Annotated in this window: 17 protein-coding genes; 6 read left to right on the plus strand and 11 right to left on the minus strand. The window is 62.5% G+C overall.

Going from position 1 to position 22,612, the window contains the following annotated elements:
- Positions 1 to 275: 275 nt before the first annotated feature.
- The 4 genes from SU48_RS08150 (at position 276) to SU48_RS08165 (ending at position 8,966) form a co-directional block, all read left to right on the plus strand.
- The gene (locus tag SU48_RS08150) at positions 276 to 2,108 is read left to right on the plus strand and encodes a family 43 glycosylhydrolase (RefSeq protein ID WP_231881568.1); all 1,833 of its coding nucleotides are present in this window, start codon (positions 276 to 278) and stop codon (positions 2,106 to 2,108) included.
- 275 nt (positions 2,109 to 2,383) lie between these two features.
- A complete protein-coding gene (recG, locus tag SU48_RS08155; RefSeq protein ID WP_064014820.1) occupies positions 2,384 to 4,732 on the plus strand; it encodes an ATP-dependent DNA helicase RecG in 2,349 nt (782 codons plus the stop codon).
- A gap of 733 nt (positions 4,733 to 5,465) precedes the next feature.
- Positions 5,466 to 8,177 carry a beta strand repeat-containing protein gene (locus tag SU48_RS08160; RefSeq protein WP_064014821.1) on the plus strand — a complete coding sequence of 904 codons (2,712 nt, stop codon included), beginning with the start codon at positions 5,466 to 5,468 and terminating at the stop codon, positions 8,175 to 8,177.
- 327 nt (positions 8,178 to 8,504) lie between these two features.
- Entirely contained in the window at positions 8,505 to 8,966 is a 462-nt protein-coding gene (locus tag SU48_RS08165) for a PA2169 family four-helix-bundle protein (protein ID WP_064014822.1), read from the plus strand.
- A 203-nt stretch (positions 8,967 to 9,169) separates the two neighbouring features.
- On the opposite strand, the gene SU48_RS08170 is transcribed toward SU48_RS08165, so the two are convergent.
- From SU48_RS08170 to SU48_RS08195, 6 genes are all read right to left on the minus strand, one after another.
- Positions 9,170 to 10,576, minus strand: coding sequence for a YdgA family protein (locus SU48_RS08170; RefSeq protein ID WP_064014823.1), 1,407 nt, complete (start codon positions 10,574 to 10,576; stop codon positions 9,170 to 9,172).
- A gap of 247 nt (positions 10,577 to 10,823) precedes the next feature.
- Positions 10,824 to 12,503 carry a HAMP domain-containing protein gene (locus SU48_RS08175; protein WP_064014824.1) on the minus strand — a complete coding sequence of 560 codons (1,680 nt, stop codon included), beginning with the start codon at positions 12,501 to 12,503 and terminating at the stop codon, positions 10,824 to 10,826.
- 151 nt (positions 12,504 to 12,654) lie between these two features.
- On the minus strand, positions 12,655 to 13,092 hold the full coding sequence (locus SU48_RS08180; protein WP_064014825.1) for a hypothetical protein: 438 nt from the start codon (positions 13,090 to 13,092) through the stop codon (positions 12,655 to 12,657).
- Positions 13,089 to 13,913: a hypothetical protein gene (locus SU48_RS08185; RefSeq protein WP_064014826.1), complete on the minus strand. Its 825-nt coding sequence runs from the start codon at positions 13,911 to 13,913 to the stop codon at positions 13,089 to 13,091. The genes SU48_RS08180 and SU48_RS08185 overlap by 4 nt, the downstream gene beginning before the upstream one ends.
- Positions 13,914 to 14,424: 511 nt before the next feature.
- Entirely contained in the window at positions 14,425 to 15,099 is a 675-nt protein-coding gene (locus tag SU48_RS08190) for a monothiol bacilliredoxin BrxC family protein (RefSeq protein WP_064014827.1), read from the minus strand.
- 167 nt (positions 15,100 to 15,266) lie between these two features.
- Positions 15,267 to 16,058 (minus strand): phosphatase PAP2 family protein, encoded by a 792-nt coding sequence (locus SU48_RS08195; RefSeq protein ID WP_064014828.1) that lies wholly within the window; start codon positions 16,056 to 16,058, stop codon positions 15,267 to 15,269.
- Positions 16,059 to 16,235: 177 nt separating this feature from the next.
- On the opposite strand from SU48_RS08195, the gene SU48_RS08200 reads away from it, so the two are divergent.
- Together SU48_RS08200 and SU48_RS08205 are read left to right on the plus strand one after the other, a co-directional pair.
- Entirely contained in the window at positions 16,236 to 17,858 is a 1,623-nt protein-coding gene (locus tag SU48_RS08200) for an ABC transporter ATP-binding protein (protein ID WP_064014829.1), read from the plus strand.
- 141 nt (positions 17,859 to 17,999) lie between these two features.
- Positions 18,000 to 18,731 (plus strand): YqjF family protein, encoded by a 732-nt coding sequence (locus SU48_RS08205; protein WP_064014830.1) that lies wholly within the window; start codon positions 18,000 to 18,002, stop codon positions 18,729 to 18,731.
- 3 nt (positions 18,732 to 18,734) lie between these two features.
- Here SU48_RS08205 and SU48_RS08210 read toward each other — a convergent pair whose 3' ends face one another.
- From SU48_RS08210 to SU48_RS08230, 5 genes are all read right to left on the minus strand, one after another.
- Positions 18,735 to 19,706 carry a hypothetical protein gene (locus tag SU48_RS08210; RefSeq protein WP_064014831.1) on the minus strand — a complete coding sequence of 324 codons (972 nt, stop codon included), beginning with the start codon at positions 19,704 to 19,706 and terminating at the stop codon, positions 18,735 to 18,737.
- Positions 19,703 to 20,275, minus strand: a complete 573-nt coding sequence (locus SU48_RS08215) for a PH domain-containing protein (RefSeq protein WP_064014832.1) — start codon at positions 20,273 to 20,275, stop codon at positions 19,703 to 19,705. The genes SU48_RS08210 and SU48_RS08215 overlap by 4 nt, the downstream gene beginning before the upstream one ends.
- Entirely contained in the window at positions 20,272 to 20,958 is a 687-nt protein-coding gene (locus tag SU48_RS08220; RefSeq protein WP_064014833.1) for a phosphatidylserine decarboxylase, read from the minus strand. The genes SU48_RS08215 and SU48_RS08220 overlap by 4 nt, the downstream gene beginning before the upstream one ends.
- 178 nt (positions 20,959 to 21,136) lie before the next feature.
- The gene (locus SU48_RS08225; RefSeq protein WP_064014834.1) at positions 21,137 to 21,865 is read right to left on the minus strand and encodes a peptidylprolyl isomerase; all 729 of its coding nucleotides are present in this window, start codon (positions 21,863 to 21,865) and stop codon (positions 21,137 to 21,139) included.
- Between the two features lie 242 nt (positions 21,866 to 22,107).
- Complete coding sequence (locus tag SU48_RS08230) at positions 22,108 to 22,608, minus strand: Lrp/AsnC family transcriptional regulator (RefSeq protein ID WP_064014835.1); 501 nt, start codon at positions 22,606 to 22,608, stop codon at positions 22,108 to 22,110.
- Between the last annotated feature and the right edge of the window lie 4 nt (positions 22,609 to 22,612).

Consider the following 22,612-nt stretch of genomic DNA (forward strand, 5'->3'; position numbering starts at 1 on the left):
AAGATTGATTTGTCTAAAAGCTTACGTTTCGCAGGAATGAGTTCACCTGGTTTGTCTTGCCCGCATGGGTCTTGGCACGGTGCTTTTGCTGTGTCAGTCGCTCTGGTGTCTCTATTCCGCGTTTCGAAGGCTCAAGACGCAGTGTTTATCGAGAGGCGCAGTGTTTATCGAGAAACACCGTGCTTGACGCAGTGCTTCGCCCAGCAGTTCCCAACTCAACGAGGAACCTTCTCCGGTTCCGCTGGCCTCTCCCCTCATTCTCAGGAGGTTTAGTGATGCACCCATCCAGCACCACCCGTTCTAGCCGTTCCCGTGCCGCGTGGCCCATGCTCGGCCTCGTGGGCCTCTTGTCGGCCTGCAACACCCTTCAGACCCCCGACAAGACCGTGAAGCTGACCTACAGCAACCCGTTGACGATCAAGAAGGCAGACGGCACCAGAGTGGAATCTTGCGCCGATCCCGCCGTGATCCAGTCGCGCACGCCCGGCGACACCAACTGGTATCTGTACTGCACCACCGACCCGCACAACACCAAGGATGTGGACGCCAACAACAACCTCAACTTTCACCTGATCAGCATGGCGAAATCGCCTGATCTGGTGAACTGGACATACATCGGTGACGCCTTTACCACCAAGCCCGACTGGGTGAAGGACGACGCGGGGCTGTGGGCACCCAACATCGAGTATCTGAACGGCAAGTACTACCTGTACTACACCGCCAGCGACACCAAAGCGCGGGGCAGCGCGATAGGCGTGGCGACCAGCACTTCGCCTACTGGCCCGTGGACAGACAGCGGCACCCCGGTGGTGGAACCCCAAGGCCCGCCCGGAGGCAATCCCGATGACCGCCGCTGGGTCTTCGATTCCGAAGTGATTACCGACGATGCGGGCCAGAACTGGATGTACTACGGCAGCTACTTCGGCGGAATCTCGGTGCGGAAACTCAGCGCCGATGGCCTGAAAACCGACGCGGCCACCCAGAAAGAAGTGGCGATAGACAACCGCTACGAGGGCGCTCAAGTCGTGAAACACGGCGGCTTCTATTACCTGATGCTGTCGGCGGCCAACTGCTGCAACGGCCCTCTGACCGGCTACAGCATGTTCACCGGGCGCTCGGCCTCTCCGACTGGCCCGTTCGTAGACAAGGAAGGCGTGTCGCTGCTCGATCCCCGCACAGGCGGCACTCCCCTGATCAGCATGAACGGCAACCGCTGGGTCGGCCCCGGCCACAACGCGGTTTTTACCGATGCAGGGGGTCAGGACTGGACGATGTACCACGCCATAGACCTGAACGATCCCTACTTCACCCCCGGCGGCGTGAACAAGCGCCCCGTGCTGCTTGATCCGCTGGACTGGGTAGACGAATGGCCCACCGTGCGGGCGGGCAACTGGGCCTCGGACAGCGTGATGCCCGCGCCCGCCGCTCAGGCCGGACAACTCAGTGCCTACAAGCCCAATCCCCCCAAACCCGACGTGCTGGGCAACACCCTCAGCGCCTTCAACGACGATTTCAGTGGCCCCGCCCTCGCCCCGCGCTGGACTTGGGTTCGTCCGCCCGCCGCCGCAGAAGCCGGGCTGGAAAACGGTGCACTGCGCTTTGCCACCCAGCCCGCCGACCTGTTCGAGAACAGCAACAACGCCTCGGTGCTGACTCAGAACGCGCCCGCAGGCGACTACGCCGTAGACATCAAGCTGCAAAGCGACCTGCCCGACGAAGGCTGCTGCTTCAACTACGCGCAGGGCGGCCTGCTGATCTACGGCGACGACGACAACTTCATCAAGCTGGGCGTGACCTCTATCTGGAATACGCGCCAGATCGAGTTTGCCAAAGAGCAAAACCCAGTGGCCGACAAATTCCCGCGCTACGGCAACACCGTACTATCGGCACCGGGCCGCGAAACGTGGCTCAGAATCGTGCGCCGGGCCAGCTCAGTTGCCGGAGCGGGCGAAACTTACACCGCCTATTCCAGCCGCGACGGCATGAGCTGGACGAAAGGCGGCACGTGGACGCACAAGCTGGGGCAGGCCAAAATCGGACTGTTTTCTATGGGCGGCGCGGGCTTCACCAGTCGGTTCGACAGCGTGCGGGTGTATAGCTTGAAGTGAGGTGGTTCGGACTTTGTGTGTGAACCCCCCCGTTGCTGGCGCAACGCCCCCCCTTAGAGGTGGGGAGTAAAAGCTCCTGCGCTCCCCTTTAAGGGGGGCTGGCTGCGAAGCAGACTGGGGGGTTTACATGGAAGCTCAACTTCAACTCAGAAGACAAATCTTTGCCCCCGGCCCACCGCTGGGGGCTTTCTTTTGCCCTGTTTTCTGCCTACCCTCTCCCCTTTGTTGCCCGTCTCCCCCTGCCTACCGCCGCCGCCTGCTAGCCTGCACCCCGTATGGCAACGGTGGCAGAACTGCGCGACAAACTCAGGCGGCCACTGCTGGCGGAGCGGGCGAGTGGGCATCAGAATAAAATTGTGGCGGGCGGCGTAGAAAAGCTACTGGCGTCGCCGCTGGGCAACCCTTTTCCGGGCGTGCGGGAGGCGCTGAAGGGCTACGGCGATCTGGACGAACCCGGACGCGCCGCCGCCCTGAATGCCGCGCTGAACGTGCTGGACGGACAGGACGCCGCTGCCAAAGCCCCCAGAACCCCCCGCGCCCCGGCCCGCGTGGCTGTACCCACCGCCGCCCCCGGCGAACGCCTGCCGCCCGACGCTGATCTGGCCCGACTGGACACCGGCCCCGGCGGAACGCGCAAGCTGAATTCGTTGGGGCTGCACAACCTGCGCGACGTGCTGCACGCCTATCCTCACCGCCACGAAGACCGCCGCGCCCTGCCTGACCTGTCAGAGGTGGAAGAGGGCCAGAAGGTGACGGTGGAAGGCACGGTGGTGGCGAAGTCGCGCCGCAGCCCCAAACCCGGCATGCTGATTCTGGACGTGACGCTGGAAACCCCGGCGGGCGGGCGCGTGAAGGCCACTTGGTTTAATCAGCCGTGGATGGAACGCCAATTGCGCGTGGGGGCGAGGCTGGTGCTCACAGGGCGCGTGAAGAAGTTTGGGCGCAGCGTGCAAATCGGCGTAGAGCATCTGGAAACGGTGGAAGACGCCAAAGGGAGCCTCAGCACGGGCCGAATCGTGGGCGTGTACGACTCCAAAGACGGCATCAGCCAGGAGTTCCTGCGCCGCGCCGCTTACCGGGCGCTGGAAGCCGTGCCGCTGGACGATTACCTCCCCGCGCACTGGCGGCAGAAATACGGCCTGACCGACCTGTCGGACGCGCTGTGGGGCATGCATTTTCCACACGACGAGGCGCAGTTGGCACGCGGCATGAACCGTCTGCGCTTCGACGAATACCTGTTTTTGGAATTGCGCGTGCTGTTGCAGGGCGACGACGCCGTACTGCTGGGCAAGCGGTTTCAGGCCACAGGCGACGACATCCACCGTTTTGAGGGCGCTCTGCCGTTTCAATTTACGGGTGCCCAACGCCGCGTGCTGCTGGAAATTACCGACGATATGCGGAGCGAGCGGCAAATGGCGAGGCTGGTGCAGGGCGACGTGGGCAGCGGCAAAACGGCTGTGGCCGCCTGCGCCCTGTATCTGGCCGTGCGCGACGGCTATCAGGGGGCACTGATGGCCCCCACCGAAATTTTGGCGCGGCAGCATTACGCCAACCTGTCGGGCTATTTGGGCCAACTGGATGTGCGGGTGGGCCTCCTGATCGGGGCCATGACCGCCAAGCAAAAGCTGGAAATGCAAACGCGCATTGCCGAGGGCGACGTGGACGTGGTGGTGGGGACGCAGGCGCTGATTCAGGAAAACGTGCGCTTCGACAACTTGGGGCTGGCAGTGGTAGACGAAGAACACCGCTTTGGCGTGCAGCAACGGCGCAAGCTGCTGGCGGGCCGCCCCGACGTGCTGGTGATGAGTGCTACGCCCATTCCGCGCAGCCTCGCACTGACGGCTTACGGAGATTTGGAACTCAGCATCATCGACGAATTGCCGCCCGGACGCACCCCGATTGAAACCAAGTTGCTGCAAGACACGCACCGCCAGCAGGCCTACGGGTTCGCCATGCGCCAGATTCGGGAGGGCAGGCAGGCTTTCGTGGTGACGGCCCTGATCGAGGAAAGCGACACGCTGGAACTGTTGGCCGCCACGCAGCTTTCCGAAGACCTGAAAGTGATCTTGCCCGAAGCCCGCATCGACCTGCTGCACGGCAAAATGAGCGCCGCCGAGAAAGACCATGTGATGACCCGCTTCCGCGCCCGCGAGTTCGACATTCTGGTGTCTACAACGGTGATCGAAGTGGGTGTGGACGTACCCAACGCCACCGTGATGGTCATCGAAAATGCCGAACGCTTCGGGCTGGCGCAGCTTCACCAGTTGCGCGGGCGCGTGGGCCGGGGCAGTGCCCAGAGTTACTGCGTCCTGATTTCCGGCGAGAACAGCCGCAAAACCCGCCAGCGCCTCGGCATCATCGAGGGCAGCACCGACGGCTTTGTGATCGCTGAAGCCGACCTGAAACTGCGCGGCCCCGGTGAGATTCGCGGTACAAGGCAAAGCGGCGTGCCTGACCTGCGCCTAGGCGACCTCGCCAACGACTTAGAAATCATCGAGCAGGCCCGCGAGTTGGCAAAACACATTTTGGCCCACGACCCCAAGCTGGAGCACCCGCGTTTGCAATACCTGCGGAGCGAGTTGCAGAACCGGAGCCAGAGTGTGGCTTATAGGGAAGTGATTTAACGAGTTAGAGGGTGGGCTTGCACGACTCTGGCAAGCGTCTTTGTGAACCTGTCCTAGCTGGGATCGCCGCAACCAACACAGCTCAGAGTGCCAACAATTTATTGATTCATCCTAGAATCACAAGATTTTAAGTGATCTTAATAAGATTGACCTCATTAATTCCTAAAAGTATCGATGCAGAGATAATCCACAATCTGTTGCTAATGAATAGTTGATAATACGCCTTAACTATTGTTATAGCACTTTTCAATGAACATTGATGGACTTATTTGATGTGTAGTGCGAGTATACATTCTGCCTGCCAATTGCTCGAAATTAACGCAGGTGGCCCTGAGAATACACAGCTGGTACCTCGTGAGGTCGGTGTGGCATGCCAACTATTTGTGATAAATCTTACTCAAATAAGACTGTCGTGTGAGATGAATCACTCACTGAGCGAAATTCACGCCGAGTCATAAGCGCGTGTTAACCCATTGTTCATAATCTTTATAAAGCCTTCATAGATTAAGTTTAATGCCCTCATAATTAACTTGGTTGTCAGTCAGGCATCAGAAGTGAGAATCTGCCGGATTTATGAGGACTAATTAATGTTCTGGCGGGTTGCTACTAAGATACTCATGTGCCTAAATGAGAACAGCTCAACAGAAAGCCCAACACCGCTAGGAGTACCTTCTGACCTGAAAGGCAGCGTACTTCACAGTTCTTTTGTTGGCAATTTTCACCGGAGGCTCATATGAATATGAACGTCAAATTAGGTATTTTTGCTCTGACCAGCGTGTTGTTACTCGCATCTTGCGGGGGCGGCGACCAAACTATTACTCCTCCGGCAGTGACGGTTGGAACCATTGCCCTGCCTGCCAACCCCAGCGGCTACACGCTGACCATCCGCGACAGTGGCGGAAACATCATCGCGCCCAGCATGTACAGCAGCCTGGCCCCCGGTGCCTATACCGCCACCTACAGCAAAGACGGCTTTATTCCCCAAACCCAGAATTTTACGGCGGAAGCTGGTAAAACGACTAACTTGGTGTACCCCACCTTGCAGGCAAACACCGTCAGCGGCGCATTCTATATGGACGCCAACGGCAAGATGGTTGCCATTACCAAAGATGATCTGAACAATGCAGGCACCAAGTTTGCCTTCTACGCCTGGATGGAAAACGAAACGGGCGGCATCGACCCGACCAAAGTGGGCGGCACTGCCGACCCCGCAGCCCCCACCGCAGGCGAAATGGACGAAGTGGCTCCTCTGCTGAGCCAGAACGTCGCAGGCGGATACGTGGGCTACAAGGCCGCCGACGGCAAGGTGTACCCCATCGTCGGTGCAAACGTGCGCTGGGACATTCTGGAGCAGACGGGCAGCGTGCGCTTTGCCGCCGCTGACGATGGTGGGCAGGCGTCCGGCTCCCCTGTGACCGGGCAAGACATCAACGACAATGCCCTGAGCGCCAACACGTATACCAACAGCGCCACCGGCAACAACGTGCGCTTTCCCAGCAGCACCGACTACCCTCTGTACAACGTGACCGGCGTGAACACGCCCGACACCAACGGTTTCACTTGGACGGCCCTGAACCACGATCCTGCCGTGACCACGCAGGCGACCGCCCGCATTCGCGTCATCGCTTATGTCAACGGCACCGAAGTCACCAAACGCTTCCTGAACAAGACATTCGCCCCCAGCGCCCGCCTGACCATCGTCAAGACGCCCAAGGACAACCAAGCCGGAATTAATCAGTCCCGCGACTTCGCGATCACGGTCAGCAACACCGGCGCAGGCCCCGCCACCGCTATCCGCCTCAGCGATGTCCTGAGGTCTGGTGACGCCGCTGCCTACAGCGTTACGGCCCCCGCCGGAACCACCGCCAACGCTACCGACGGCTTCGACGTCACCTTCGACCTCGCTGCCGGAGCCAGCCGCACCTTCACGTTGCCTGCTCAGGCCAGCGCTGTCGGCGTCTACTGTGACGTCGCCACCATCGTCAGCTACAACAACGGCGCGTTCGGCACCGTGACCCCCACGCTCTCCGATCAGGCCTGCCTCACGGTCACGGCTCCTAGCCTCGGCATCAGCAAGACGCTAGGTACCTTGGACAACGCTGGAGCCTTCACGCCTATCGCCAGCGGCGTGGTCGTCGGCCCGAACGTGCCCGTCGTGGCCCGCATTACGGTCAGCAACAACGGCAATGCACCAGCCACCAACGTCGTTGTCACCGACACCATCGCCAACAATACCGTGGCCGCCAACTACGCGATTCAGGGGAACATCACTACAGCGCCCCAGACGGTCAACACCAGCAAAACTGGTGACGACGGCTTCACCACCGGCCAGTTCAACTTGGCCCCTGGAGCCACGCAGTCGTTCACCTTCGCCGCAAGTGGCACCGTCGACGGCGACTACTGCGACCAAGGCACCTTCACGGCCACCAGCAACAACGGTGCAGCCGTCACGGGCGCTTCGGGCATTCCTTGCTTCAAGGTCGCTTCGCCCCGCCTCGCCATCACCAAGGTCAACACCCAAGTCGCGGGCCAGCCGCCCCTGAACCAACTGACCCCCGGCAGCAGCTACCAGAGCGTCATCACAGTCACCAACTCCGGTTCGGCCACCGCCACCGCCGTTGCCGTGAAGGATTTGCTGGGCAACCTGAACAACGTGTTCATGAACTACGGCAGCGGCTCTTACACCGTGTCCGGCACCGCTCAACCCGGCAGCGTGACCTTTGACGCCGCCACGCGCACCGTCAGCACCGTGCCCGCCACCGTGAACTTGGCCCCCGGTCAGGTCTTGACCCTCACCCTCACCAGCAGCGTTGCGGCAGGCACCCCACGCGGCAGCTACTGCAATACCGGCAGCTACACCAGCACCAACGCGGGCACGGGTCAGGCTCAGGCTTGCGTGACCGTCACGTCGTTCATCTCCGAGCAAACCCAGCTCACGGATACGGTTGACCCCATCCGTGGCGGAGACGCGACTGGCACCATCTTGGCCAGCGCAGCCAGCGTCGAAGTGTCTTCCAACGAAGGTGCAGTCAACAACGTGCTGATCTACAACTTCGGTGCCCTCGATCCTGTTCAGCAGACCCCCGGCCTGTTCAACTTCAGCAACACGCAGGTCTACTACGATCCTACCCCCGTCCGTGATGTCCAGACCGGAGCCATCACCAGCGACTTCACCAACGCCACCAGCACCCGCCTGACGGTTGGCGCGGGCGCAGGCCAGTACACCGTGAACGCCGAGACGGGCCTCGGCCAGCAGACAGTCACGCTGAACCCCGCCTTCCGCGTCGCTCCCGGTGGCGTGCTGTGGCTCCGCACGCAGGTCACGGCCCCCACCGGAACCGCTGCCCGCCAGTACTTTGAAACCATGCGCTGGAACAACACCGCCGAAAGCAGCGGTCAGGCCCAGACGAACTTCAAGGCCGAGTCCACCACCGTCATCCCCTAATCCTTCTCTCCAACTAAAGGGCCGCTTCGTGCGGCCTTTTTTGGTGCCATACGTGTACTCGGCCTGATACGGCCCCGCTCCGTTTCAGGCCACTAGCGCTGAGCGGTTAGTCGACAATTCACAACTTCTGACCAGACCGACTCAATCTCAGGACATCACCAATGTTGCCTCAACGTCGTGTTAATCCTCCCTGTGTGCTTTCGCGCCAAGCGGCGCGGGTGTGGCCCGTACTCTCATCTCATGGCCTGCGGGCCGGGCGCACCGGGGTCAACCCGGAAGGGACGCCGCGTTTCCCGCACTCGCCCTCACGCTCTAGGAGGCATCACCATGACCATGAACAACGAGACCGTGCTGGACAAACTGCAATACCTGTTGGGCACCCTGCGTGACGGAGAAAAAGGTTTTGCCGACGCCGCCGAACACGCCACCGACGCCAGCCTGAAGAGCCTGTTTCTGGAACGCAGCACGCAGCGCAGTCAACTTGCCAGCGAAGTGGAAGCTCACATCACCCGGCTGGGCGACAAGCCCCGCGAGGGCGGCAGCGTGGGCGCGGCCCTACACCGCACTTGGCTGAACGTGCGAGACGCCGTGACCGGACGCGGTGATTATCAGGTGGTGGCCGAGTGCGAGCGCGGCGAAGACGTGGCGGTAGAAAACTATCAAGACGTGCTGAAAGAAGCCGACTTGCCCGCTGACATCCGTTCCGTTGTGGAAACCCAGTTTGCTCAGGTGAAGGCCAGCCATGACCAGATCCGCGACATGAAGCACAGCATGGAAGCCAACAAGTAAAGCCCGAACACTCTGGGGGCAGGGAGCCAATGACGGCCCTCTGCCCCTTTTTTTGATCTGGATGTCGATTCTCGGTAGATGAACGGCGGACGGTAAACACCCCCGTTCGCAGCCAGCCCCCCTCCCTTCGTGCTGTCCCAGTTAGGGGGGCGTTGCGAAGCAATGGGGGATTCACCTTCCAAACTTAGCCAGCCTCATCAGTTCTAGAAATCACCCAACGATTGCCCGTTTAGCGTGGATGCACCATCTTTGAATCTCAGATCGGCGGTCAGGGTAGTGCCTGTGCGGGTCACCAATCCGGCGTCTACGAGTTGCTGAATGGCCTGTGGATCGCTGAAGGGGCTATCAGAGCCGAAGGTTTCCACCAAGCCTTTTAGGGCCGGTTCGCTGGCCTGCACTTTGGCTTGTGCGTCTACTCGGCTCAGGGCCAGCATGGGCATCTGCTCCAGCGCGGCCAATTCCTCACCACTCAGTTGGCCCAGCCCCGTCAGGTTCACTTGCCCGGTCAAGACCACCGGGCCGCTGTCGGTGCCTACACTCAGGCGGTCAATCACGAGGCGGGGGTCTTCTTTCAGCAGGGCCAGCAGGTCGGCTTGAATCTGCTGCTCCTGCGCTGGGGTCAGGTCAGGTGTAGGGGTCGTTTTGCCACGCTGGGCCGCTTGCAGGTCGTTGACCAGCTTGCCGAGGCGTTGCAGGGGCGCAACCGCCAGATGTCGCGCCGCCAGATGCACCTGCACGTCTTTGAAGGTCTGGCCCGCGCCCTCGATTTGCCCGATGTCGTAAGTCAGCGTGCCGTCGTAGTGCGCCCCACCGTTCAGGCGGCCCTCGCTGCCCAGCCGCATGTTCTTTACAGTCACCGGGGCCGCGCCGCCCGCAATGGTCAGGCTGTCTAGCGTGGCGCTGGTTTTGCCCACGCCCAGCAGATCGTCCTTGGATCGGCGGGTGATGTCGCTGGTCACGGCTATTTTACCTAGGGTCGCCGCCGTCTCGCCCGCCACTGTCAGGCCCGGCCAGTTCAGATTCAGCCGCGAGGTCAGCCCGCTCACGCTGGACTGCGCCGTCAGCGGTTGCCAGTTTACCGTGTCGCCCGCTTCGGTCAGGGTTCCGGCGGGAATATTCAGATCGGTGGTGGAGGTTCCGCCCAAGCCCACCACCGTCCGAAGGGTAGGCTGTTTGCCGCCCAAAGCTTCGGTCATGCGGGCTTGCAGGGCGGCGTCTTCAAAGCGCACCTCGGTATCGATCAGGGCTTGCCCCACCGATTTGAACCCCGGCAGAGGCCCATGCTGAATGCGGTTGGTCACCAGCAGGCGCACAGGTTGCTCTCCGTCCTCGCCGTTGCCCAGCACGACGGTCATGGTTTGCGTGGAAGTGGTGAATCCCCGCTGATACTTAGAATTTTCTACGCTCGCCACACCGCTGGCGTCCAGAGCCGTGACCATGCCCTGAACCGCCTGTTCGGTGATGTCTTGGGTGCGCGTGCCCGTGTAGGCAGTGGCTCCGGCCAGTGCGCCCAGCAGGGCTAAGCCCGCCACCGTCCAGCCCAGGGCGCGGTTGGCGCGGCGTTTGGGGCGACTAGTGGGGGCAGCGGGCGGCGGCGTTTGGGCAGTCATGACTCCAAGGTAAAGGTTGCGTTCCAGGGCTGGGGTCAGAATTGCCTCTGGCAGGGCCTTGAGGGAGTGTTCATTTTTGGTTGTAGAGGAGAGACGGGAAGGGGCGTCTAAGGGCTAAGGAAGGGCAAGGCAGGGCAATCGCTGGCGCTCAGTCACCGCGTCTACACCAAACGGCACACCAAACGGAGCAGGCGGCGAGGTGATTTTGCACCCTTGCCGCCTGCTCCGCTGAGTGTTGAAGAAAAGCTTACCCGCGTTTGCGGCGGCGCAGGCGATCCATGGCGGCTTCAAGGCTCAGGCGCATGCGCTCCAGTGCCTGTGCCAGATCACCGATTTCGTCGTTGCGGTCAGCCTGCACGGGGCGGGTCAGGTCGCCCATGCTGATGGCGTCGGCCACAGCCACAAGGCGCTCGATAGGCTGCACCACGCGCCGGGCAGCACGGACGGCGAGGGCGGCGGCCAACGCCAACGCCAGCAGCGACACGCCCAGCACCAGCAGTAGCGTGTTGCGGAGGTTGATGGCGGCCTGTGCGTTGGGCACGCCTACCGCGATTCGGTACAGCAGGCTGTCGTTCTTGTCGGTGGCCGAGGTGGTGGTGCGCTGTCCGTTCTCGCCCTCGATGACGCCCAGACGGCTGACCACGTAGGGCGTGCGGTCACTGCGCTGGTTGGCGGGGTCTTCGGCCTGACGGCGAAGCTCCTGTGCCTGCGCCGAGTCGCCTGCGCCCACGTCTTCGAGCTGCTGCAACTGGGTGCGGTAGCTGTCGGCGGCGCTGCCCGAGGTCTGGAACGTGCCCGTGATGGGGTTGTCGACCAGCCACTTGGCCACGCTGCCCTGCAGGGTTCCGTCCAGACGCGGGTCGCGGCCCCGGAAGTAGGTGGTTCCGTCGGGCAGCTCCACACGCACGAATCCTACCGCCGAGCGTGCCAGCAGAGCGTCCAGCTGCGCGTTTACGGTTTCTTGGTCGCGGGTATCGAGACTGGTACCCACGGCCACGGCCACGGCCTGTGCGTTCTGGGCCACCAACTGGCGCTGTAGTCCGGGCAGGGTCAGGCTCAGCAGGGTCAGCGTCACGGCGGTGGACAGGGCCAGCGGAGCCAGCGCCCCGAAGGTCAGCTGCTGGGCCAAGCTGCGCCGCGTTCCCAGATTGCTGCGGCTTTCCTCGTTCACGGCGGTCAGGAACATGGCGGAGGGCGTTTCTGCGGCGGCGGCTTCCTCGCGGGGCTTGGCGTCGGCAATGGTCAGTGCGCCCGTGAAGTCAGACCACACGTCGGCGGGAGCGCTGGCCTGCGCCGCCGCGCCGGACTGCTGGGGGCCGGGTTGGCCGTCCAGCAAAGCGGTCACGGGAGCGCCAGTGGGTTGGGGTGCAAACGGATCGGGAAACACCGTCGTGTCAGGGAACGCGGCGCCCGCAGGAAAGAGACTGTTCAGGTCGCTGCTGTCGCGTCCGCCCAGATTGGGGGCCAAGGGCTGAGGCGCGGCCAGATCGGCCCAGTTGTCATCTTCGGCCAGCCCCGCACGTGCGCTGGCAGGCTGCCGTCCACCCTCGCCGCGGGGCGCACTGGCAATCAGTTCGGCCAGCGTTTCGCCCTGACGGCTGGGGGCCATCGGAACCTCGTCGGTCTGGCCGTTGCCCCAGCCTGCCAGCGCGGGCGTAGGAGTCGCCACCGCCTGAAAAGGATCGCTGAACATCCCCGTTTCTTCGCGGACTTCTTCCATCGCCACCTGCGCGCCCACATCCTGAAACACCCGCATGAGCAGGTCGGCGCGGGCGCGTCCGGTGGGTTTCATCAGGCGGCCAGAGCGGCGGGCCGAGAGGCGCTGGGCCTGATCGCCCGACAGGCCGAAGCGTTCCATGAGCTGTTTTTCCAGAGTAGGGCGAACCTCGTCTGATACGGGCTGGCGAATGATGACGGTGTACTTCATGGCATGACCTTCCGGTGGGGGCTGCCCAAGCCTAGACCGCTGGGCAGAAGAGGGGCGCGGCCTGTGGTGGGGGCAGAGAAATGGCGCTGCGAGGTGGGATGTGATTCAGGGAGAGGAAGTCGTGGCCCGTCTCTGGAACGGCGCAGGCGAATCACGCGATGCCCCGCGCCCGCAGTTGCCGCACGAAGGCCTGCACGCGGCTCTCGCCCAGCTGGGTCGCCAGATGCCCCAGCAGTTGGCTGAGGGTCACGTTGTCCTCGCCCAAGTCTTCAAAGGCGTCGTCCACCATGAATTCGCCCATCGGCCCCACGACCACCATCAGGCACTGCTGAATTTCCTTGATGGCCTGCTCGGTCACGGGCTGTTCGCGCTGTGCGGCGCGGCCTGACCAGCGGGCGGCCTGAGTCACGGCGTCCAGCACTTCGGGCAGGCTCACGCGGGCCAGACGCGCCACCTCCATCGCGTCTCGCTCACCGTTCACCTGATGCATCACGCGCCACACGTTAAACGGCAGCGGCGTGGCGTCTTGCAGATCGTTCGGCCAGCTCAGCGGGCCAGTGGGGTTGGGTTGTCCAGTAGGCGCGGTCATGCGGTCACCTCCAGTCCAGCAGTGGCCCATACGGGCTGTTCACGCAAAGAAGCGAGGGGCAGATCGGCGAGGCGCACGCCCAGCCGGGTCAGGGTGGCGCGGTACGCCGCCAGAAGCGCGGGCCGCAGCTCACTCACGCCCACCTCCTGATCGACCTGCAAGACCCCGCCCAGCACGCGCACTTCCTGTGCGAACGGATCGAGGCAAGGATGATCGACGGCCAGTCCGATGCTGACCTGACGCCAAGCCTCATCCAACGGAAAGGCGCGGTGGGTCACGGCGATCAGTTCCATCCAGAAGGCCAGCAGCGTGGGGCGGTCATCGATGACGGGCGGCGACAGCGTGACGCAGGCCGCGCCCGCTTTGGGAACAGTACCGCCCAGCATCCGCCCGGTTTCCCAGTAGCTGCACGCCGTTCCCGACACCAGGACTCCGAAAAACCGTTCGCGCTCCAGCGTGACCTGCACATCGGGCCACGCGCCGCGCAGGGGGACAGGTTTGGCCTGACGGCAACTCCAGACCATCTCGGCCACCACCGGCTCCTGCTGCTGCAAACTGACGTTGGCCTGCGGCAATCCGCGCATCATGGTGGCCCAACTGACCTCACCGCCCGCCGTGAACCCGCCGCGCATCTGGCCGCGTACCCACACGAACCGTGCCCACCGCTGGCCCTGCATGGCGTCGAATACCCCCGTAAAGCCTTGTGTCTGACGTACGGCGAGGTCGGCGGTGACTTCTGTCCAAGGGTAATGGTTGGTGGAAAGGTGAGAGTACACCGCAAGGTCTTGCGGCACGGGGAGCAGAGGCAGAGTGGTCAACATGGGCAGGGTACCTACGATCAAAATGAATGGAAGTTGCTGGTTCGCTGTCGTGGCAGGGCGGTCTTGTTATCAGGTCGAGCGGAAGTTCTGAGCAACCCGTTTGAAAACTTCTTCTGAGAAAACTAAGTGGGCGGTGTGCAGAAAATGAACGTCTCTATCTCACTGCTAATCGTCTTACCGCCCGCTTACACACGTCGAAAATCTCACGTCCAGCCCGCCGAATACGGCTGGGTCGAACGTGAGACCTATGAAAAACTTAACTTTATGTAAGTGAGCAGTTAGAAAGTTTGCAAAGGACGTACATTTGCTTTAGATGGTCAATGATCGTCGTCCGAAGTGCGGACAGTGTCGGGTGGAACCCGAGAACCTTCGCTCTGTCTGATCCGGTCAAGTACGGCGCACTTCAGATGCGCGTTTCAAGAACATCACCCGAACCGCTCCATTTTTAATGCGCCGTACTTTCTTCGTTTCTCGCTCCACTCGCTCAAGCTCAAGCCTGCCTGCGAGGGACTTAACCGAGTTCGGTCAGCAATTCCTGTACGCGGGCCTTCAGGTCGCCGCGCTGCTGGGGCTGGCCCAACTGGTGCAGGCCGCCGTGATAGGCGTCGGGGTCGCCAAACAAGCGCGACAGCAGATCAAATTCCCGCTGGCTGCGGAGACTGGCGTCGTCGCGGAACATGTTCACGTACTGATCCTGAAAGGCCCAATCGCTCAGGCGGCCTTCCACGAAGTCGTTCATCAGGCGGCGGTAGGGTTCCACGTTATCGTCAGTGGACACGGTGCCTTGTCCGGCCCGAACCGGAACTTCAGCGGTAAATACAGGCTCTAGGGCTTCGGGGGTGATGTCCCAGTTGTTCACTTCAAACTGGGGCTGGCCTTCCTTAAACAGAATCAGTTGCGGGCTGTGGTGAACAAGGCCCGTCAGGTCGGTCACGTGGTTGCTGGCCGGACGCCAATCAACGACCCGGATAAAGCCCACGGGCAACTCGTGGCGCTGCAAAAACTGCTCCAGCACGCCAAAGCCCTGCATGGTTTTGTGGCAAGTGCCTGCCTTGAAGACGGCGGCGAGGGGATGCTCTTTCAGGAACTGATCGACGTCTTCGGGCGTGGTCAGCGGCACCAGAACCTGCTGCTGGGGAGCCTGAGCGTCGGCTTGCTGGGCGTGTTGCTGGTCGGGGGTGGTCATGCGGGTATCTTACCTCTGATGCTTTAGAAAATGAAGTGAGACGGGACACAAGGGACGGAGGGTGGGGAGCGGTGAGTGGTCAGTGAGAAGGTCAAGGGATAAAAGTCAGAAGCTTTGAGCTTGATCTTTTCTTTTTGCAGTCTCCACTCACCACTAACTACTCATCACTACTCGTTTTTGGGCATCCAGCGCCGAAGCACCAGCGGCACCCCTTCCGCCGCCACCCACACCAACAGTGCGTACCGGAGTGCCCGCACCAGCCCGATGTCTTTTACGCTTTGGGGCAAGGCCCCGAGGCCGAAGAAGACCGCGAACACCAAGACCAGACCCAGCACCGCCACGATGAGGCGGCCAGCCACGTCGCGGGGCGGAGCAAAGGAGGGGCGCACAAACCAGAATCCGGCCAGCAGACCCAGACCCGTCCCGTATTCGCGGGGTGTTCCGGCGGGCAGAAAAGCGGCCACCAGCAGCAGCAATGCGGGCACGCCCCAGCGCACGGCAGTGTCGTCGGGCACATGGATTCGGGCGGCCATGAGGGCAAACAGACCGCCCAGCAGCAAGCCCACCACTACGTCGCTGGGGTAATGCACGTTGAGGGCAAGGCGGGAATAGGAAATGAGCGCAATGAGCAGGCCCGCCGCTACCCACACGCCGGGCCGCCGCACTTGCAGGGCGATGCCTCCCCAGAGCGTGGCCGCCATTTGGGTATGGCCGCTGGGCAAACCGGGGCCGCCCGCCGTGGCTTTGGCCGCCGCGCTGGCCGCCGCCGGGTCGTTGGTAAAGGGCCGGGGCAGGTCAAGGCCAAATTTCAGGGCCGTGTTGACCAAGTAACTCAGGGCAAAGGCCACGCCCAGATTGCGCCCGCCGCGTGGGCTGACCAGCCACGTATACAGCGCCAACGCCACGATAAATACTTCATCTCGCCCCAGATTCGTGACGGCCATCCAGAATGATTCCATGCCCCACATTCTGACGGACGGCTGAGACGGCGAGGCGTGAATTTGTTTGCGGGTGCTGGGACTGCTGTTTGTTGTCAGTGGTGAGTGGCAAAGGCGGCAGCTTCAAAAAATCTGTGTGCGTGACATCGCAGCTCTCAGCGCCTTCATCCTCAGCCCCGGCCCCGCTACACTGTATCCATGACCGCCCCCACTCCCGACGTGCTGCGCGAGGTTCGGCACAACTCTGAAAATGCGCTGGAACTGCGGAACATCACCAAACGCTTTCCGCTGGTGCTTGCCAACGACAATATTTCTATGGCCGTGAAATGGGGCAGCGTGCATGCCCTGTGCGGCGAAAACGGCGCGGGCAAAAGCACGCTGATGAAGATCGTGTACGGCGCTCAGCCGCCTACCAGCGGCGAAATTGTCGTAGACGGCCAAACCGTGAACCTGAACAGCCCCGCCGACGCCATCGCACGCGGCATCGGCATGGTGTTTCAGCACTTTATGTTGGTGGACACCCTGACCGTCACCGAAAACGTGATTCTGGGCGCAGAGCCGACGGTGGGCGGGCGAATTGATATCGCGGGCGCACGCCGCAAGGTGGCCGAGCTGGTCAAGCAATTCAACTTCGACATCAACCCGGACGCCCTGATCGGAGACCTTCCGGTGGGCAAGCAGCAAAAAGTAGAAATCCTGAAGACGCTGTACCGGGGCGCACGCATCCTGATTCTGGACGAACCCACCGCCGTACTCACCCCCAGCGAGACCGACGAACTGTTCGACTTCCTGAAAAACCAGTACGCGGCCAGCGGTAACGCGGTCATTTTCATCAGCCACAAGCTGCATGAGGTGCTGCACATCTCGGACACCATCAGCGTGATCCGCGACGGCAAGATGATCGGCTCTATTCCCAGCGCCGGGGCCACCACTGAAACGTTGGCCCGCATGATGGTGGGCCGCGAGGTGAATATGCGGGTAGACAAGACCGCCGCTCAGCCCAGAGAAGTCGCGCTGGACGTGAAGAACCTGACCGTGAAGGGCGAGCATAAGAACGCCGTGGACAACGTGTCGTTTCAGGTGCGGGCGGGCGAGATCGTGGGGATCGCGGGCGTGGAGGGCAACGGCCAAAGCGAACTGGTGGAAGCCATCACGGGCCTGATTCCCACGCTGGGCGGCACGATCACCTATCTGGGCAAGAGTGCCAAAGGCGTGCGCGAGGTAGAGGCGGCGGGCCTGTCGCACATTCCCGAAGACCGCAACGAGCGCGGGCTGGTGCTGGACATGACCACCGCCGAAAACTTCATTCTGGGCGAACACGATCAGGCTCCCTTCGCCGGGCGCTTCGGCCTCCTGAATCTGGACGTGATTGAGCAAAACGCCCGTGACCTGTCGGAGAAATACGACGTGCGCCCGCGCAGTGCCAGCTTGCAAGCGGGGCGCTACAGCGGCGGCAACGCCCAGAAGATCATCGTGGCCCGCGAGATGAGGAAAGGCCCGAAGATTCTGATTGCCAGCCAACCCACACGCGGCGTAGACATCGGCGCAATCGAATTTATTCATGCCCGAATCGTTGAGGCCCGCGATCAGGGCTTGGCCGTGTTGCTCATCAGCGCCGATTTGGGCGAAGTGATGAACCTTGCAGACCGGATTCTGGTGATGTACGAGGGCCAGATTGCCGGAGAAGTGAACGCCACCGACGCCACCGAAACCCAGTTGGGCCTGATGATGACGGGCAGCGGTGGGCAAACTGGGAGCGGGCAGAGCAGCAGTGGCCGCAGCGGAGAAGTGAGCGTGGGGCAGACCACTGGGGAGCGGTAAGCAAACAAGGGGAAAAAGGGGCACAGCCGGTTTTAGAACTCTGTTGGACTCTGCCTCGAAGCTGATCTGAACCACACTTGACCTGTTTTCAGGCAGCCTCTCAGACAATTCCGACTCCCACCTATGTGCTTGACTGCACCCATGATTTCCTCTGGCCCCTCTCCCCTGCCCCCCGCACGCGGCCCTTGGATTTTGCGGATGCAGTGGCACGATTTGTGTTTTCTGCACTGGGCGGTGAATCCTGAGATGATTGCCCGGACTCTTCCAGCGGGGGTAGAGGTAGACACACGCGGCGGGCAAGCGTACTTAGGCGTCGTTCCCTTCCGCATGAGCGGCGTCGCCCCCCGCCTCGCGCCCGATGTGCCCCGCCTGAGCGCCTTTCCGGAACTGAATCTGAGGACGTATGTGACGGTAGACGGCGTGCCCGGCGTGTGGTTTTACAGTCTGGACATTCCCGAAGCGCTGCCTGTGCTGCTGGCCCGCACCTTTTTTCATCTGCCCTACAACTTGGCCCAGATGTGGATGCAGCGTGACAACGGCGTCACGCGCTATGCCAGCGCCCGCACGCAGGCCGACGCCCCAGCGGGACGGTTTGCCGCCGCTTACCACCCGGTAGGGCCGGAGTTTCAGGCCGCGCCCGGTACGCTGGAAGACTGGCTGACCAACCGCCTCGCCCTGTACAGCGCCGATAAAACGGGCCGAGTCTACCGGGGCCACATTCACCACACGCCTTGGCCCCTGCGCCGTGCCGAGGCCGAAATTGCCGAAAATACGCTGGCTGACCGCTTGGGCGTAACGCTGGAAGGCCAGCCCCACTTGCTGCACTCCGAACGCTTGGATGTGCGGGCGTGGTGGCTGGAACGGGTGCGCTGAAGCTTAATCGGTGGCCGGAATCTCCAGACTGAACGGCACCTTTAGGCCTGCTTCCGCCGTTTCGCGGGCAATGGTGGGGGCGTGGCTCAGGGCCAGCACCGCGCGGTATGTTCGCACGGCCAGATCACGGTCTCCCTGTGCGTCGCGGACTTGACCCAAGCGGGCCAGCGTCAGACCGGGCAGGCTGCGGGGCAAGTCGGTCAGGCCGTGTGCAGCACGTTCCAGCAGGGCGCGGGCGGCTACCAGATCACCAACGGCAAGGTGAATGCTGGCGGCAGCGGCATCAAGTTCTGCTTTGGGCGTGACCGCGTCGCCGGGTTCGCGGTCTAGGGCGGCCAGCAGCGCCCCCAAATCGTCACCCTCGTTCAGTTGCCACGCCCGGTCTGCCAGCGCCCGCACGCGGCTGGGTTCGCCGGGGGCAAAGTTGGTCAGATCAGGGAGAACAGAAAGGGGCAAGAGAGCTTGCAAGCCCGGTAAATCGTCCAGCGCCACCAATACAACGCCCGATTGACCTTGCAGCGCCGCTGCCAACTCCGACAACCGCCGCTCCTGCCAGCGCGTGCCGGGGCCTTCGTCGAGTGCCGTGCGGGTGGCGTCATGGTAAGCGCGGGCGGCGTCCAGAAGCTCTGGGCTGATGGCCCGGTGTGCGCTGAGGGGTTCGGCTAGGGCGGCACTCAGGGCGCGTTCGGCCTGCCCCGCCGCCCGCAACCGTTCGCGGCCTTGCGGGTATTGATTTAAAAAGTTGGTGAGTTGATGGTATTCGGCGTCGGCCCAAGCCCACTCGGGGGCCACGTCCCGAATGCCGATCCGGGCGGCGGGCAGGGCGTCGCGCAGGGGGTGATCGGGGTCAGAGCCAGTGGCCCACCAGACTTCGGACGCACCCAAGAACCGCATGAGTTCTACCACCGTGCCCGCGTTGTACTGGGGGCTGAGGCGCAGCAAGTCGCCCACATCGGGCAGCAGGGTGAGGGTCATTGGGCCACCACCGCACCACGCCGCGCTAATTCGTCCAGAAACTGCTGAGGATCGGCGGGGGTCAAGAAATACCACTGAAACGGTTCGGCTACAGATGTTGGCCTAGACGGCAGAATGAACGACGGACGGGCTGGGGCTTCATGGTTGACCGGAACGCCGAGCAACACTCCACCCGACATCACCGAAGCCAACGCCGTGACCGAACGCACGCCGTCTGAACCGAAGGAAAATGCCCCAGTGAGATAGCCCGGCAGACCCGTGCCAAACGTGCGAACGCCTAAGCTTCCTGCCGTCTCTCTGGCCTGCATTCCGGCATAAGGGAGCAGCGTGGTGCCCAGCAGACGATTGATTTCCAACCCAGTTGGGGTCAGGCGGTAGCGCAGGCGGTGCGGCGCGAGCTGAAATAGGGCAGCGATGAGAGCCGCCACCACAAGGAGTCCCCAATGCGGCACGGTGGGCGCCTCGGGTGGATCAGGCACGAAAGCCATTGCCGCCATAGCTATCGGAATGCCCCACAGGATGGCCTGCATCCAGCCAGAGGTGCTCGGACTTGCCAGCGCCACAGTCATGCTTCGGCCCGCGCCACCACCGTTTCTGCGCCCAGCACGCGCTCCCCCACGCTGATTTGAGGCGTGAAGGCGGCGGGCAGCAACAGGAAGATCAGGCCGCCTTCATCCAAAAAGGCACTCTTGTTGCCTGCCCGCACCGTGTCGGCCTCGCGGGTGTAGGTGGTGGCATTCAGGCCGCTGCCGGGGGCAACGAGCGTTGTCGTTACTTCGCCGTGAATGGTATGGGTGGTCAGCGCGTGCCGCTCGTTTTCCAGCGTGCCGCGTGTGCCCAACACGTCGGCGGGACGCCCGGCCAGCAGCGAGGCCGCCGCCCCAGCCGACAGCAGCGGCGTGTTCTGGCGGCTGCCCGTGTGGTGGGCACGCACCACGGCCCCACCCACCGGGTGATAGGTAAAATGCACATCCAGCGGCCCCATATACACGCCCACCAGCCAGCCATCAGGAGCGGCGTCCGGCAAGCCCGTCAGATCGCCCACTGGGATGGGATGTGACCCGGAATCGGCGTAGAGTTGCCCGCCTGTCACGCGCTTGACCAGGCACACCAGGCCATCGGCAGGAGCCAGAACCGTGTCGGCATCGGCGGGCGGCAGGCGCACTGGATCGCGGAAACGGTATACGCCGCGCAGGTAATACAGGGCGGCTCCGGCAGCGGCAACGGGCAGAAGGCGGCGCAACAAAGTCATAGACGGAGTGTAGCGGGAAGGCGGTGGGAAGGTGGAACGACGACTGTTGAGGTTGGCTTGGAGGGGCAGTCTAAGGGTCTAGGGTCTGAGGATCTAAGAAGGGCAGGGCCGCGTACCAGACAGGCCAAGAGAAGCGGCGCAAACCGGAGTTCCCGCCGCGCCGAGTGTGTGGCTGGGGTTACTTGGACGCGAGGATAGTGACGCTCTGCAAGGTGTCGGCCACGGCTCCGGGGAGGGGCGTATCGTTGCCGCTGGCTGTGCGTGTCAGCTTGGCGAGGGCATCTTGTCCGGCGCTAACTTTGCCAAACACGGTGTACTGACCGCTCAGAAAGTCGGCGTCAGTGAGGGTGATGAAGAACTGGCTGCCCTGAGAATCCGGGCTTTGCGAGCGGGCCATGCCCAGCACGCCTGCCGAGTTGAAACGCAACTTGTTGTTGACCTCATACGAAAACTGGTAGCCGGGGCCGCCCGTTCCCCACGCGGCTTTCTTGGAGAGGTCGACACTCTGGGGGTCGCCGCCCTGCGCCATGAAGCCGTCTATGACGCGGTGAAACCGGGTTCCATCGTAAAAGCGGTTGAGCGCCAAGAACACGAAGTTGTTGACGGCCACTGGGCTGCCCGCCGCGTTCAAGTCGATGGTGATGTCGCCCTTGCTGGTCTTGAGGACGGCGCGGTACTGCTTGCCGGGCGCGATGACTTGTTCGGCTTTGGTGAAGGTGCGAACCGGAGTGGTGCTGAGGTAGGGCAGCGGCGCGTACACGACAGGTGCGGCAGCGGGAGCCGATGCAGCGGGCGTTTTAGCGGGAACCGAAGCCGGAACTTTGGCGGGAACTTTGCTGGCCTGGGGGGCACAGGCCATCAGCAGCAAACCGAGCGCAGACAGGCCGACGGAACGTTTACGGAGCATGGTCGGAGTATAGAGAAGGGGAAGATGAGAGGGGCAAACCGCTTTGGGTCGGAAGGCGAACCCCCGACGCAACGCCCCCTCCTTGGAGGTGGGGACTAAAGCAGTTGCGCTCCCCTCTAAGGGGGGCTGGCTGCGAAGCAGGCTGGGGGGTTTGCACGCGACTTTACTTGGACTTGGAAGGCGAACCCCCCCGTTGCTCACGCAACGCCCCCCTTAGAGGGGAGGACAACTGCTGTTTAGGGCTAGTCCAGCGACAGACTTGTCGTGTATTTTTCCTGCTTGACGACGATGGTGCTGGCCGTATTGCGAACGCCGGGAATGGCCGCCAGTACGTCTACGAGGAACTTCTGATAGGCGTCCAGATCGGGCAGGCAGACCTTCAGCAGATAGTCGGTGTCGCCCAAGCACAGATAGCATTCCAGCACTTCGGGGCGGTTGCGCATATGTTCGGCAAAGGTTTCGAAGCCCTGTTTGGTCTGTTTGTCTAGCGTGACCCGCACCACCACCATCAGATCACGGCCCACCTGTTTGGGGTCAAGCAGGGCCACATAGCGGTGAATAATGCCCTCTTCTTCCAGCCGCCGAACCCGGCGCAGGGTGGGCGCGGGCGTCAGGCCCACTTCATCGGCCAATTCGGTATTGGGAATGCGGGCGTCGCGCTGCAAAATGGCGAGGATGTGCCGGTCAATGGCGTCGAGTTCCACGACACCGGAACGTGCGGAAGCAGGCAGAGATTGTGACATCTTG

Origin of the sequence: Deinococcus puniceus (assembly GCF_001644565.1) — a bacterium.
Classification (GTDB): domain Bacteria; phylum Deinococcota; class Deinococci; order Deinococcales; family Deinococcaceae; genus Deinococcus; species Deinococcus puniceus.